The 14,723-nt window shown below is 38.1% G+C and carries 15 protein-coding genes; 8 read left to right on the forward strand and 7 right to left on the reverse strand.

Annotated elements, in window-relative coordinates:
* Positions 1 to 76: 76 nt before the first annotated feature.
* Positions 77 to 1,804 carry a capsule assembly Wzi family protein gene (locus tag ACIQXP_RS11155; RefSeq protein ID WP_293744047.1) on the forward strand — a complete coding sequence of 576 codons (1,728 nt, stop codon included), beginning with the start codon at positions 77 to 79 and terminating at the stop codon, positions 1,802 to 1,804.
* Positions 1,805 to 2,333: 529 nt separating this feature from the next.
* On the opposite strand, the gene ACIQXP_RS11160 is transcribed toward ACIQXP_RS11155, so the two are convergent.
* From ACIQXP_RS11160 to ACIQXP_RS11175, 4 genes are all read right to left on the reverse strand, one after another.
* A complete protein-coding gene (locus tag ACIQXP_RS11160) occupies positions 2,334 to 2,813 on the reverse strand; it encodes a hypothetical protein (protein ID WP_387505352.1) in 480 nt (159 codons plus the stop codon).
* On the reverse strand, positions 2,803 to 3,366 hold the full coding sequence (locus ACIQXP_RS11165; protein ID WP_293744049.1) for a C40 family peptidase: 564 nt from the start codon (positions 3,364 to 3,366) through the stop codon (positions 2,803 to 2,805). Before ACIQXP_RS11165 ends, ACIQXP_RS11160 begins: the two co-directional genes overlap by 11 nt.
* On the reverse strand, positions 3,285 to 3,659 hold the full coding sequence (locus ACIQXP_RS11170) for a hypothetical protein (protein WP_293744051.1): 375 nt from the start codon (positions 3,657 to 3,659) through the stop codon (positions 3,285 to 3,287). The genes ACIQXP_RS11165 and ACIQXP_RS11170 overlap by 82 nt, the downstream gene beginning before the upstream one ends.
* Positions 3,660 to 3,724: 65 nt before the next feature.
* Complete coding sequence (locus tag ACIQXP_RS11175) at positions 3,725 to 4,363, reverse strand: DUF6266 family protein (protein ID WP_387505351.1); 639 nt, start codon at positions 4,361 to 4,363, stop codon at positions 3,725 to 3,727.
* A 161-nt stretch (positions 4,364 to 4,524) separates the two neighbouring features.
* On the opposite strand from ACIQXP_RS11175, the gene ACIQXP_RS11180 reads away from it, so the two are divergent.
* On the forward strand, positions 4,525 to 4,653 hold the full coding sequence (locus tag ACIQXP_RS11180; RefSeq protein ID WP_293744054.1) for a hypothetical protein: 129 nt from the start codon (positions 4,525 to 4,527) through the stop codon (positions 4,651 to 4,653).
* A gap of 203 nt (positions 4,654 to 4,856) precedes the next feature.
* Here the strand turns inward: ACIQXP_RS11180 and ACIQXP_RS11185 are convergent, their stop codons facing one another.
* From ACIQXP_RS11185 to ACIQXP_RS11195, 3 genes are all read right to left on the reverse strand, one after another.
* Positions 4,857 to 5,174, reverse strand: coding sequence for an integrase core domain-containing protein (locus ACIQXP_RS11185; protein ID WP_391527770.1), 318 nt, complete (start codon positions 5,172 to 5,174; stop codon positions 4,857 to 4,859).
* A 45-nt stretch (positions 5,175 to 5,219) separates the two neighbouring features.
* Complete coding sequence (locus tag ACIQXP_RS11190) at positions 5,220 to 5,498, reverse strand: helix-turn-helix domain-containing protein (RefSeq protein ID WP_293744057.1); 279 nt, start codon at positions 5,496 to 5,498, stop codon at positions 5,220 to 5,222.
* 212 nt (positions 5,499 to 5,710) lie between these two features.
* Positions 5,711 to 5,920 (reverse strand): hypothetical protein, encoded by a 210-nt coding sequence (locus ACIQXP_RS11195; protein WP_387505349.1) that lies wholly within the window; start codon positions 5,918 to 5,920, stop codon positions 5,711 to 5,713.
* A 707-nt stretch (positions 5,921 to 6,627) separates the two neighbouring features.
* Here ACIQXP_RS11195 and ACIQXP_RS11200 point away from each other — a divergent pair.
* The 6 genes from ACIQXP_RS11200 (at position 6,628) to ACIQXP_RS11225 (ending at position 14,701) form a co-directional block, all read left to right on the forward strand.
* Positions 6,628 to 7,365, forward strand: coding sequence for a tyrosine-protein phosphatase (locus ACIQXP_RS11200; protein WP_391527769.1), 738 nt, complete (start codon positions 6,628 to 6,630; stop codon positions 7,363 to 7,365).
* A 97-nt stretch (positions 7,366 to 7,462) separates the two neighbouring features.
* A complete protein-coding gene (locus tag ACIQXP_RS11205; protein ID WP_293744060.1) occupies positions 7,463 to 8,272 on the forward strand; it encodes a polysaccharide biosynthesis/export family protein in 810 nt (269 codons plus the stop codon).
* Between the two features lie 11 nt (positions 8,273 to 8,283).
* Complete coding sequence (locus tag ACIQXP_RS11210; RefSeq protein ID WP_387505347.1) at positions 8,284 to 10,656, forward strand: GumC family protein; 2,373 nt, start codon at positions 8,284 to 8,286, stop codon at positions 10,654 to 10,656.
* A gap of 111 nt (positions 10,657 to 10,767) precedes the next feature.
* Positions 10,768 to 12,309 carry an MATE family efflux transporter gene (locus tag ACIQXP_RS11215; protein WP_293744063.1) on the forward strand — a complete coding sequence of 514 codons (1,542 nt, stop codon included), beginning with the start codon at positions 10,768 to 10,770 and terminating at the stop codon, positions 12,307 to 12,309.
* Complete coding sequence (locus ACIQXP_RS11220) at positions 12,302 to 13,456, forward strand: hypothetical protein (RefSeq protein ID WP_293744065.1); 1,155 nt, start codon at positions 12,302 to 12,304, stop codon at positions 13,454 to 13,456. The genes ACIQXP_RS11215 and ACIQXP_RS11220 overlap by 8 nt, the downstream gene beginning before the upstream one ends.
* Before the next feature lie 87 nt (positions 13,457 to 13,543).
* Complete coding sequence (locus ACIQXP_RS11225; RefSeq protein WP_387505346.1) at positions 13,544 to 14,701, forward strand: glycosyltransferase family 4 protein; 1,158 nt, start codon at positions 13,544 to 13,546, stop codon at positions 14,699 to 14,701.
* Positions 14,702 to 14,723: the final 22 nt, after the last annotated feature.

The following is a 14,723-nucleotide window of genomic DNA, read 5'->3' on the forward strand; positions in this document are numbered from 1 at the left end:
TGCTGCTCATAATCAACCATATGGTAATGAATATGTCAGGATAAGAAAGTATCTTTGAAAGCTTAAAATAAATAGAATGAATAAAACCTATACATGCTTTTATAAAAACAAATTCTCGCTTGCTGTATTTTTTGGGCTCTTGCTTTTGCAGTTAAGTGGTTTTGGTCAAACCCTACCCGTAGGTATATTTAATGGTGTGGAAGACGCTTATCGCCGTGCTCAACTGCTTGGTTTAGATACGTCGAATAGTTCTTATTTGATCAGGCCGTTGTTTATTAACGAGCAAAATTCGCATCAGTTTGATGAAGAAGATGAAACCATATCACTTTCTGGTTTTCGGAAAAGTCTATACCAGTCACCCAACCGGTTACTTTCTGTTTATGCACTGCCCGTAGTTTGGCAGCAACAATTTAACAGTCATCATCCTTACGGCATGAATGACGGTTCAATGATTCAGGCTAAAGGTTATCAAACCCAGTTCTCCACAGGTGTTTACGCAAAATTTGGGCCATTGAGCATTCAGTTAAGACCTGAAGTGGTCTATGCGCAAAATAGCAACTTTACACAAACCTACGAAAGGGCAAACGGAACCGCATTTGCCAATGCCTATCGTGAATATTTAAACCGGATTGATTTGCCTGAGCGTTTTAGTGGAGGTAGCTATTCAAAAGTAACCTGGGGGCAAAGCAGTATCCGGCTAACTTTTGATCCTGTATCTCTCGGCCTTTCAAACGAAAACCTGTGGTGGGGGCCAGGTGTAAGAAACTCGCTACTCATGAGTAATAACGCGGATGGTTTTAAGCACATTACCTTAAACACCACAAAACCTATTAAGACTTATATCGGTTCGTTCGAAGCACAATTAATTGGTGGTAGGCTAGAAGCTTCTCATTCGGAAATGCCACCACTATCAGGTTATAAACAAAAGCCAACAGATTGGCGTTACCTTTCTGCTTTTGCCATTACCTGGCAGCCTAAGTGGGTACCTAACTTATTTTTTGGCTTTGATAGGGCTTACGTTATGTACCATGAGGATATGGAAAGTGGTTTTAAAGGTTATTTTCCGATTTTTTCGGCACTGGAAAAACAAAGTTACCGGTCAGCAGACCCTAGCGTTCCTAATACCGAAGATGTTAGAAAAAGCGATCAAAACCTTTCTTTTTATGCACGTTGGGTAATGCCTGAATCTAAAGCAGAAATTTACATGCAGTTTGGCAGAAATGATCACGCCTGGGATGCACGTGATGCCTTCATAGAACCTGAACATTCACAAGCATATATAGCCGGTTTTCGAAAATTGATCGGGTTAAATAAGCCGGATGAGTTTATACAGGCGGGTATTGAATTTACACAGTTGCAAGGTACCTCCACGCGTGTATTGCGTGATTATCCATCCTGGTACGCACATCATACGGTAGTAGCTGGCTATACCAATAATGGACAGGTCTTTGGAGCAGGGATCGGCCCAGGTAGTAACATGCAGTCTTTAGATGTGAATTGGGTAAAGGGTTTGAAAAAAATTGGCTTGACGATAGAGCGGACAGTACACAATAATGATCTTTATTATCGTGCCTTTGGTATACCAGGGGCAACAGACTTTAGGCGGCATTGGGTAGATTTAACCTTGTTGGGTAACCTAAACTGGGACTACAAAAAATTTATACTAAACGGCCAGTTTGGCTACATTCGATCGCTTAATTACCAATATCAATTTAGCAATCAAAGTCCAACCGATATATTTGTTTGGGACAAAGCTGATGTTAATAATTTTCATGTTAAAATTGGCTTACTGTATAACTGGTAATTTTGATTTATCAGTGTTCGCTGACAGTTATAATAAAATCAGTTTAATTCTTGCTGTGGTATTTTTGTAGCAGATCAAATGTCGATTACCTAAGCTATTTTTGAATAATGGTAATGATATATTGCTGGTATGTTCATTGTCTGGTTAAATGTGGTTATACAACTATGGCAGGAGATGGCCCCGGTAGTCATATGCAGCATTCGGATTAGCATGGATAAAAGGCCTCAAAAGAATCGCATTTTTAGTTAAAGGATAGTAATTATATCGATTTATGGTACCATGATGCAGCGGCATTTGGGGAAAATCGAAATATATTAATAGCCATTGGGCTGATTTGACATTCCGGCACAAAGCAGTCGAAAGTGATAAATGGAAGCATTAACTTTGAACACAAATGGTATGAATTGAAGAAACAAGGAAAAGCCCTGTAATACTATTATTTACAAAGTTCAACAGATGTTTTGTACCTTCTATTGTGCAGCAACTGCTCCCTCTGTGGCTTAAAGGGAGCATGTTAATCTTCAGGTAATCATCGTTTTTTCATTAGCCGGTAGCCTAAAGTCAGGCAAAATATAAGCCCCAGTCCAATCCAAAGAAATGTTGGCAGACCTTTGCCCGTTTTTTCGGCATGCTGTACCCTCGTTTCCAAAGCGGTACTTTTCATCCCCTTCTTTTGCTGTACCAGCTGATCACCTGTTTGTTGCTGCCGCTGCAGGCGCCGTCTGTTACTTGCTTTTCCGCTTAACACTACGCTTTCGGCCATGCCCTCAAAACCTTTTTCAGTACTGTAGAGAAATTTTCCCAGTGGGGTAATTTGCAATACATATTCACTGTTGCTGGTATCTGCCAAAAGGGTATTACTTTTTGCCCAGCTTTGCTGGTTAATGTTTTGCTGCTGCTGGCTATATCTTTGAAGTTCCTGGGTAGCCATTGTCTTTTTGCTTTTTAAAGTGCCACATGCCGATAGTACCAGCCCACCAGCCATTAACAGGTTCAACTTAGTTTTCATCAGCTCCTCCTTTCTTAGTGATCCAGTCGGCAAAATATTTAACGGCTTTTAATGGCCGCCGTTTACGGTACACCCCATCCCCTTCCCTGCTTCCGTCCGGGTTGGTATTGCCCTCAATGGTAATCATCCAGTCACCGTCCTGCCGTTCAACCAGGCCACAATGGGCTATGCGCCTGAATTGGCTAAAGTAAATGCCGAATACCACCGCCGGCCTGATCTGTTTGGTGCGTTTGCTTAGCGGAAATAGTGCCGGGCTCCAGGCGGTGCGTGGTACCGGGTAACCGGCCTGGCCAAAAACCCAGCTCACAAAAGCTGCACACCAGGCACTGCCCTCCGGTACATGTACATAACTGAGGTATTCGGCAACCCGCGGGCCATCGTTATTGCCTGAACTTTCGCGCACGCCCAGTTCCTTTTCAGCCACCTGCAACAGCCTTTTCCTGTCGGTAAGCGCGGGGTCTTGCCGCAGGTTTATACTATCGCCGCCAGGCAGGCTATTGCTGCCAGCAAGAGCAAGGCAAACGATGCCCAGAAAAAACTTAACTGTTGCCATGAGGTTAATTGTTTAAATAGTGAAACCATATCTGTTAATTTATACAGGCCCAGGCTTTGCCAAAAGCGGTGCAACAGCCACCACGAAAGCTGCAACAGCGCTGCATAACAGAGCAGCGCCAGCAAGATCAGCTGCCAAATGCCTGCATCAAGCAGGGCCGCGGTAGGTTCAATGGCCTTTAATATTTTTGGAAGTGTATGCCAGCCCAGCACCAGTATTACGGCCAGCATCAGTTTTTCGAGGATCTGCTTTTTCGGCAACAGCGCCGTTAAAGCCAGTTTTAATGTTTTCATATCTATAGTGTTTTAATAGCCCAAACCTTTAGCGTGGCTGGGTTTGGGCTGGTTAAAAATTGAGTTTAAGGAATGGTATAGGTACCCAGGTACTGGCTGTTTGCAACCGCGGTGGCATCGCGGTTTACCGCAAAGGCCCAGGCGTAGAAAACATCGCCGCTAAAGTTGGTACCAATTACCGCTGTGTAGCTGAGCGCAGCGCGCTGGGCTTCCTCGTACACCATATACATGTTTTTGGTGGCATTAAACAGCACAACCGTCAGCACATCGTCGGCAAAGGCATTATAGCGGTTTAAAATGCTCTGCCAGTTCAACAGCAGATCTGACCCCTGCAGGCTTCCGTTCAGGCCGTGCATTACCGAAAGCGAACCTTTGCTCAGTACCACCTTCGAAAAATCGATCACAAAATCAGGGTAGTCGCCGGTAACGGCCTGGTTTAAGAAAATTTTTACCGCGGCATTGTAACCGGTAATCTTGTTTAGCTGTTTATCCTTAAATCCGATATTTAAAATATCCTTGATCGGGCTCAGGTACTGGGCTGCAAGGGCAAATCTGGTGCGCTGCGCCAGTTGAGGTTCGGTACTGGCTTTACTGCTTTTTTTAGGGAGCCCCCTCAGGTAATCTACGCTGCGCCAGCTGCTGCCGATTACACTGCCTACCTTGCCCGAGAATGCGCCATTGGCGCCTTTTGAATACGTTGCCATAATTTTTGTTTTTAAAGTGAAAAAAATGTTTAATTAATAGGATTTCTGCTATACCGGTATGTTCAAATCCATGATCAAACCTAGCCCCTTTGTAGCAATGGCACCTTATTTTGGACTCAAATGAGCTAAATTGAGCTGATTATGGGCCATAATGAGCTAAAATGAGCCATGCCAATGCCGCCATCCAGGCAAAGGAGCAACCAGAAACAACCGGCCTGCCCCCGGGCAGCATAGCCGGAAACCCCGTAAATGTTTACCCTGAACAAACCCATTGTTTACCTTTTAGGTAAGCAATGGGTAACCAATAGGTAAAGAATAGGTAACCAAAGGGTAAACAATAGGTAAGCAAAGGGTAACCAACAGGTAAGCAAGGGGTAAGCTTGGTACCAGCAAAGGGTAAACAACAGGTTGTCCTATACTGGAATAAGTTTACAGTAAAAAGTCTTATTACTGATTTGTGTTTACTATCGAATTTGTTTTTACTGTATTGGGTTTACAATGTTATGTTTTCTTCCTGATACTTGTTTACCTGGGTTTGATTTATTTTATTTTGATTTACTTTTTGCTGATTGTGTGTATTTTCTGGTGTTAGGTAGTTGCAACTTGCATGTAGCCTCAGGTTATTATATTTATAGATTGCAGGGTTTATTGCTGCACTGGCCTGGCTATGTGACTTAAAGGTTTGGTAGAGATCAAATTCTGTTTTAAGTATTCCATTAACCCACTCAGCGATGGCATTATCATAAGGGCTACCCGTCTGGATCATACTAATTCTGATTTCTTTTTTTTTTGAGTTGTCCAACATAATCATCACCACAATACAGCAAAGGGTAAACAACAGGTAATGAAGGGCTAATCAGATACGGCCTTTCCGCTGGCTCTCCATATAGGCGGCCAGCAGATCTTTCAGGTAAAAACGATCGCCTCCGGGCAGTTTGATGGGCTTTAAGGTACCGTCTTTCACTTTACGTTTGTAGGTACTTTCGCTAATGTTAAGGTAATCTTTTACCTGCTGCCGGGTGAGCTGCGTTTCAGGGTCGCCGAAGAGATCGATAAAGGTAAATTTTAACTGTTCTTTGTTCAGTACAAGGTATATGTTGTACAAAATCTGTACTAGTGCATCAAGGTTATTCATAGGGCGTAGAGTTTTAAAACAAAAACATATTGCAGCATGCTGATGGGGCATTCTGCAACCATATCTGGAAAATGTTCCTGTGCCGAATCAGGGCGGCTAACCGATGGTGCCGGAGCGACTAAAATTGGTTAGAAAATTTGGGTCTATCTTAAAATTTTAGCGTCAAACAGCGCCAAAAGCTGTTCAACATTCCCAATAATATGGAGGTTATATTAATCGGTATGCAGATGATCATGAATGTACAGGGCACACAATGGCCAAAGCAATGGATCGCCACGGCTGTTGCACACCAGCCGCGGGTTAAACAGGATACAGGCTACCCTTTGAGGCCAGCTTTGCCGTGCATGTACAGGCGTTGCATGCACCGGGGTAAATACAAAAATGATTAGGGATGAAAAAGCAAACAGTTTCGGTTTTTCCATCTTCTGTAAACTTAATCAGTAAATAAATTAGTACTATGGTTACATATTATGTCCTGTATAACGACAATTTATCTCAAATCGTATATTAATCAGCATGTGCTACAATAAACAGCAGCTTTAAATCACATCAGCAAACCAAGGCTAAAAACTTTCGCCCGGCCAATAAAAGCGCCTGTGCAGGCAAATAAAACAATTTAGCTGAACCCTATGTATGCGCTTCAAAATGGCCCGACAGGGCATGCTAAATGCGTAAAAAAAATTTTCAATCAGGTTCACCCGGCAGGCGAAACAGGCATGTTTATGCAATATAACGATCCAAAATTTCACTTTCATTCATGAGAAAGCGCCACCGGATACGGGGCTGCCACATTAAGCTGATGATCATCTGAAAAGCGCTGCATTGATGAGCAGGCTTGAGGCGGCATATTTTCATCATCCTTCGTCATCGCCCGTTATGATTCGGTTTTTCTGCGCCTTAGCTATTCCAATAATTAAAATCAGGTTAATATTTTTTAATATTGGCTCACATCAGCTTAACTTTAAGTACTTAATACAAAATTATTTCGGTTAATGAATGAGAATTGTCAATATTTCCTGTTAAGAAATAATTAAAAAACAGATCGGTTTAAATATTTCTGCAAAAAAACTGTTAACTTGCGGCGGATTTATTCCTTTGATTTATTATTTGCATGCTTCTAGCTTAATTGATGTTCAGCTTTTTCAAAAATAAAAAACCTATCGTTAGAGATTTGAAGTGGTTGGGAGTTGATATTCACTCACATCTTTTGCCGGGAATTGATGATGGATCACCGGATGTTGACGAGTCGATATCGCTGATTACAAAACTTAAGGAACTGGGTATCGACCGGTTTATATGTACGCCCCATATCTTTAAGGAACTGTATCCCAATACGGCAGAGACGATAAATAAGGCTTTGGAGCGCACCCGGGCAGCACTGGTTAAAGCTAATCTGGATGTTAAAATTGCTGCAGCGGCAGAATATATGCTCGATGAAAACTTCGAAATGAGCGATGCTTTAATGTGTTTACCGGATAGGCATATCCTTGTGGAGATGTCTTACCTGAATGAAACACCAAACATCGAGCAGATTATTTTCAATCTCCAGATTAAAGGATACACGGTGATTTTAGCCCATCCAGAAAGGTATAATTTTTACCATCAAGATCATGACCGCTTTCATCGCTTTCATGATATGGGGGTATTGCTGCAATTGAATCTGCTCTCTGTAACAGGCTATTATGGCAGGGAGGTAAAAACCGCCGCCGAATACCTGCTCAAAAACCAGTTGTACAGATTGGCGGGAACGGATTTACATCATCAAAAACACTATAATGCATTAAAGTATAATGTAGAAAACGGCTATTTATTTGATAAATTAGGAAAATATCCGTTCGAAAATGATAGGTTTTTACATTTAATATAAATATAGCCTGAACGTATATGTTTTCAATGTTTAAAATGTTAAGTTTGGCCGACCGACAAACAAAATTCTTCACTTTTAAAAATTTTCTCAATCGATTATGAAAATGCCAATATGTAAGGTAAGGTTTGCTAAATTATGCTTGTTGATAGCCATCGCCTTTTTAACTTCCTGTGTAAGTACCAAAAATGTAGCTTACTTTCAGGATATCAGTGCATTGGGGCAATCAGAACTGGCCAATACCGCTAAATTTACTGATCCCGTTATTCAGGCAGATGATATTTTATCGATATCTATCTTCACCATTGATCCGGCAACCAACATGGTGGTTAACCAGGCGGCTAGCCAGGCCATCAGTACCAATGTAGGGTCGGTGGCAACTTTAGGGGCTACCCCGCCAACGGCTGGTTTCCTGGTTGATAAAAACGGAGAGATTGATTTATCCGTGGTTGGAAAAATTAAAGTACTTGGATTAACTACGTTTGAAGCCAGAGATCTGATTAAAGAAAAAGCAGCCATTGTATATACCAACCCCAATGTACAGGTGCGTTTTGCTAATTTCAAAGTGACCATTTTAGGCGAGGTAAACAGGCCCGCATCATACGTGATTCCGAATGAGAAAGTAAGTGTATTGGATGCCTTGGGGCTGGCTGGTGACCTGACCATTTTTGGGAAGCGGGAAAATGTTACCCTGATCCGTGATAATAACGGGAAGAAAGAATTTGCCAGGCTTGACCTGAACTCAAAGGAGATATTCAATAGTCCTTACTATTATTTAAAACAGAATGATGTATTGTACATTGAGCCAAATAAAGGAAAGGCAGCTTCTTTAAACCAAGCCAGAACCCAAACATACGCCTTAGTCGGATCACTTCTTTCAGTTTTAGTAGTACTTTTTACACGCCTTTAATTAATTAATAAATGAATAATAATTCTGAAGAGGCAATGAAACAGACCTCATCAATAGACACTAAAAAATTCATTGCAAGGCTTTTAGCAAATTGGCATTGGATTGGTTTCTCTCTTATTGTATGCATTCTACTTTCATACGTTTATTACATTTATAAGACTCCTGTATATAGCATATCGGCCAAAGTTTTGGTCAATGATGAGAAGAAAGGTGGAGGATTATTGGGGGGAGCTGATATGCTAGGAGAGCTTGGTGGGCTTCTAGGCACTAAAAGTACGGTGGATAATGAAGCTGAAATTTTAAAGACAAGATTGCTGTTAGAGCAGGTTGTCAAGGACATGAATTTAAATATTAATTATTATTCTATAAATTCTTTCAAAACACGGCCATTATATAAATCTCCTTTGATTTTTAAGATTTTAAAATCACAAGATACTATCAAAAATACAACTATTGAAGCGGAAGTACTTGCAAATAATAAGGTTCATCTGAAAAGTAAATATTTTGACTCGGTCGTTCCTTTGAATAGAAGTTTTAAATTTCCTGACATAGGCCAGGTAGAATTGATCAAGAGTTCTGAAGTTATTAGTCTAGGAGCGAAATATAAAATTGGAGTAAGCTCGGTTGATGCAGCAGTTGCAGAATTAAGTGATGTTCTGAAAGTAGATGTTGCCAACAAACTTGTTACCATCATAGATTTATCAATAACAAATTCTATCCCCAAAAAAGGAGAAGACATATTATCAAAGCTAATTGAAAAATATGTTTATGCGAATATTCAAGATAAAAATCAGGTGGCTGATAGTACCGTTAAATTTATTCAGAATCGATTAGCATATATTGGTAATGAGCTAGGAGATTTAGAAGGTAATATTCAAGGTTTCAAGCAAAAGAATAATTTAGCCGACATGTCAGAACAGTCTAAGCAATTGGTGCAAGTGACAGCTGAATATGTTAAACAATTGGCTCAGGTAGAAACCCAAATAAGCATTATGGAAAGTCTCCAGTCTTATTTGAAGGATAATGAAAAAAATAAGCGGGTTTTGCCAAGTTCTCTCATTCCAGCAGATTTGGTATTTAGTGCTGCGGTAAGTAAATATAACGAATTGGCATTAGAACGAGCAAGAAGATTGATTGGCGTTACAGAAAATAATCCTAGTATTATCTTGCTAGATAAAGAAATACAAAATGCCCGGTTAGATATCGAATCAAACTTAGCCACTACGCTTGATGGTTTTTTGATTACCAGAAGAAAGATCAAAGCGCAAATGCAGCAGGCGGAGAGTCAGGTTAAAGATGTGCCGAAAATTGAACGCAGTTACTTAAACCTGGCAAGGCAACAACAGATTAAACAGGAATTGTATATCTTCCTGATGCAAAAGGCTGAAGAAACAGCAATATCAAAGACTTCTAATATTGCAACTTCAAAAACTATAGATCCCCCAAAGGCTGATGTTAAGCCCTTAAGTCCTAAAAAAGCTATATCTGTAATTATAGGTTGCTTTGTCGGACTTCTAATACCGGTAGGCTTGTTGTATCTTAAAGAGTTGTTGAATACAAAAGTTCACACTAAAGAAGATATCAAGAGTATAACAGATGTACCAATAATTGGCGAAATCAGCCACAATGATAATCAAGATAATCTTATTGTTGCAAATGCTTCCAGATCTTCAGTTTCAGAACAGTTTCGAGCTTTAAGAACTAACATATCTTTTATGCAGAAGACATCAGATGACAAAATAATTTTATTAACGTCTAGCATGTCTGGTGAGGGCAAATCTTTCGTGGCAATAAATCTTGGAAATATATTAGCATTGTCAAATAAGCGGGTGTTACTGATGGAGTTAGATTTAAGAAAACCCGGCTTATCCACAAAGTTAAATATTGATAATTCCATAGGATTTACAAATTACATTATTGATACGAAACTTGGAATCGACTCAATAGTCAGACCATTAGAACTAAACAAGAATCTATATATTGTTAGCTCTGGGCCGATCCCTCCAAACCCGGCTGAATTGTTATTAAATTCAAGAACTAAGCTCTTAATTGATGAATTGAAAGAGCAATTTGATTATATAATAATTGACGCCCCTCCTATTGGTGTTGTTACGGACGCACAGCTTATTGCCAATTATTCTAATTTATCTATTTATTTAGTGAGGCAGAATTATACTCTTAAAGAACAGATAAATATTATTGAGGATCTAAACAAAAATAACAAAATGCCATCTTTAGGGATTGTCGTAAATGACATTGATGCAAAGAACGGCTATGGTTATGGCTATGGGTATGGTTACGGTTATGGTTATGGATATGGTAGTTATGGTGTACAAGATGAAAGCACTAAAAGTAGTTTTTCAAGATTGAAATTTTGGAAATAGGCTAGTCTAAAAGCTAATTGATATACCTTAGAGCTTTGCTCTGATATTACTTCTATTAACCAGTTCAAAGATCGTTGTTTAACGTTTTGTTTTAAAAGTCCCTGTAGGTAAATGAAAGAAAGTAGTAACAAAAAAATCGCGGCAAATACGATTTTGCTATATATAAGGATGCTACTTACGCTGGTAATTTCTCTTTATACCGTTAGAGTAGTCCTCAAAACACTTGGTGTTGTAGATTACGGGATAAATAATGTAGTTGGGAGTGTAGTAACTATGCTCGCGTTCCTGAGCAATACGATGGCATCCGCCTCTCAAAGGTTTTTTGCTTTTGAAATAGGGCGAAATAATGTTGGAAACTTAAAAAAAGTATTTAGCACATCGTTAATGATATATGCGCTAATTGCTTTAATTGTATTCATACTTGCAGAGTCAGTAGGAATTTGGTTTTTGGACAATTATGTTAACTTACCTTCTAATAGATTCGAAGCTGCCAAATGGGTATATCAGTTTTCTATATTTTCCTTCATTCTTACTATGTTTGCTATACCTTATAATGCGCTGATTATGGCGCATGAAAAAATGAGATTCTATGCTTATGTAGGTATTGTAGAGGTCAGCTTAAAATTATTTGTTGTGTTCGTATTGGTTTACTTCTCATACGACAAACTAAAGCTTTATGGCGTTTTAACTTTCTTGGTAACTCTAGTTGTAACGTTAACTTACATTTTGTTTTGTTACTATCGATTTGCCGAATCAAAGTTCAAGTTCGCATGGGATTCAAAACTGTTTAGAGAAATAGCAGGCTACTCTGGCTGGAGCTTATTTGGGGCAACAACAACAGTCTTCAATAATCAAGGATTAAACTTGTTATTAAACATCTTTTTTGGACCTGTAATAAATACTGCACGAGGTATAGCATATCAAGTTAATTCGGCAGTTTCGGCATTCGTTACTAATTTGTTCAATGCTGTAAATCCACAAATTGTTAAATCTTATGCTGAAAATGATTTAGATAGACAACGTAGTCTGATAATGTCTTCTACTAAGATTGGCTACGCTTTATTGCTAATTCTATCTCTTCCTATCGCACTTCAGGCTCGATTTATTTTGGAACTGTGGTTAGGGAATAAGGTTGATAATCATATGATAGTTTTCACGCAGCTTGTTCTCTTGTTTACTTTAATCAATGTTTTTGAAGGGCCGTTAAGTCAGGCTGTTAGAGCTACTGGTATAATAAAATCTTATCAGTTAAATATTGGAATTTTAACATTGGCTATTTTGCCAATTTCTTATGTGATTTTAAAGCTTGGTGGTTCGCCCGAAAGTCCATTTTACGTAATGATAGCCATATATTTTTTGGCTATGTTTCTTCGACTAAATATTTTGTCAAAACTAATTGAATTTCCTGTTCGTTTATATCTGAATACGGTTTTTTATCGTGCGATCATATTGTCAATAGTAGCTGCAATACTTCCAATGATGATAAGCCACTTTCTGACCACTACAGGATTTATCTCATTTTTGATAACAACAGTTTCATCATCATTATCAATACTCGTCGTATTCTTTTACGGCATGTTAGATAAAAATGAAAAGAGTTTAATTATACTTTTTGTTAAAAAAAATGTATTAAAAAGAGATTCTGATGGGTAAATTATTTGTCAAACGATTATATCAAGTAGCATTATTATTGGCTTTCTTGCGATCGCTAAATGCATGGTTTACTTGGGATATTAGCAAGTCATTTTTTATTTTTTCAGCTTTAGTAAGTGTTTTATACTTTCTTGTTCACGATAGGGAATTAGAAATCAGGAAACATTTGAAAATTATCTTATTGTATGTTGCGTCAATTATTTCTCTGGGCTATGGTAATAATTTAACTGAGATGTTGAATACAGTTCCTATAATTATTTTCTTAATGACAACCAGAGAATTTAAAACTCAAACGTTAGATTTAATTGTAAAACTGCTGTCTTATTTTCTTATAGTCTCTCTTATATTATTTCTATTATCTTTCTTTATTTCTTTGCCGAATCTCGGACAAATTGAACATCCTAGCTGGGATGAATATGTGTATACAAACTACATATTCTTTATAAAAGGTCAATTTTACGACATAAGATTTAATTCTATTTTCTTGGAACCTGGACATCTCGGCATGGTTCTGGCATTTTTGTTATTTGCAGTTCGATTTAATTTCAAGAGATGGGAAGTCTGGGTTATGATTCTTATTGAGATTTTCACTCTTTCTTTGGCTGGTTATATTTTGGTAGCAATTGGTTATTTTTTAAATATTCTAGTAACAAGTAAATCTGTCTACAGATTTGTATTCTATGTGATTTTAATATTTGGCTCACTATATCTTGGTGGTAAATATTATAATAATGGAAATAACCTTCTGAATACATTGATTATTGCTAGAATGGAATATGATCAGGAAAAAGGCATCGCTGGAAATAATCGTGCTACTACAAATGCGGATGAATATCTAGATAGAATTATAAATAATGGAGATATATGGATTGGAATGCCACAGAATTATGTCAAAGATGAAAACTTAGGTGCTGGATGGAAAATTTTTTTAATTAGATACGGCCTTTTCTCATTAATTGTCTTTGCTCTATTTTACTATCAAGCTACTTTAACTAATCTTTATGATTCCAGGAAGTATAATTTGTTTTTTTTGATGTTGATCGCAATTGCATTTTTACAAAGATCATATCCATGGTGGGAGAGTTGGATCATACCATTTGTTAGCGGGATGAGTTATTTAGGTAAAAAAAATAAGAATTATTTATAAAGTTACTTTATTGTTAGATCCGATTGACCATGGGGTTAAGGTTTATGAATTTATTTATTTCACATTGCTGCTCTTAATAAGATTTAAATGAACGTACTCTATATAACTCATATATCTTCTTTTTTCACTGGGGCTAATAGATCCCTCTATCACATGTTAGTTGGGCTCAAATCGAAAGGGGTCAAACCAATTGTATTGTTGTCTCCTTATGCGGACATGACGCTGAAAGTGGAGCTTGACAAAATAGGGGTACAAAGTTATATAATTGAATACTATATGCCTTTGCTTCCAAATAATGATAGTTTTAGAGATAAATTACTGTATTTACCTAAAATTCTGAGATCGAAATTTAGAAATTTATTGGCAAGGAGGAAGATATCTAAAATTGTTCAGGCAGAAAGCATAGATATCATCCATACTAATGTTGGTCCGTTATTGTTAGGGTACGAAGTAGCAAATAAACTTAATATCCCTCATGTTTGGCATTTGCGCGAATTCCAGGATCTGGACTTTAATATGAAAACCTGGTATACTAAAAAAGGTTTTCTGAGCATGCTCAATCACGAAAATAATCAACAAATAGCGATTAGTCGGGCAATTTATGAACACTTTCACCTAAAACCGCCGTCTACTGTAATCTATAACGGGATTATGAAAAGTTCTGCAGCAAGATATAATTCTTCAAAATCTGATTATTTTCTATATGTGGGCCATTTGAGTGAAAATAAAGGAATTCAAGTTTTATTGCAGGCCTTCAGTATTTTTTGCCAGAATAATAAGTCTCATAATTTATTAATCGCAGGTGATAGTACGCTACCATCTTATAAACTATCGCTTATCGACTTTCTTAATGAAAAGGGAATTGGAGACCGAGTATCATTTCTTGGACATCGCAATGATGTAGACCAGTTGATGCAATCGGCAACAGCACTCATTGTACCGTCGCTAAATGAGGCATTTGGTAGAATTACTGCTGAAGCAATGTTTAACGGTTGTTTGGTAATTGGCAAAAACACCGGTGGAACAAAGGAAATAATCGATTTAATAGGAACGGGTTTGCTTTACGATTCTGTAGAAGAACTGGCAGATCTAATGCTAAATTTAACCAAAGTCGGAATAGAAAATTATTCAGATGAGCTTGTTTCGGCTATGAATAAGGCCAAGATTAAATTTTCTGAAGAGAGTAATGCTGAATCGGTCCATCGCTTATATCTCGAACTGCTAAAAAATAGGGATGACAATTAGACATTTGTAATAGAAAATTATA

Source organism: Pedobacter suwonensis, from assembly GCF_044762335.1.
GTDB lineage: Bacteria > Bacteroidota > Bacteroidia > Sphingobacteriales > Sphingobacteriaceae > Pedobacter.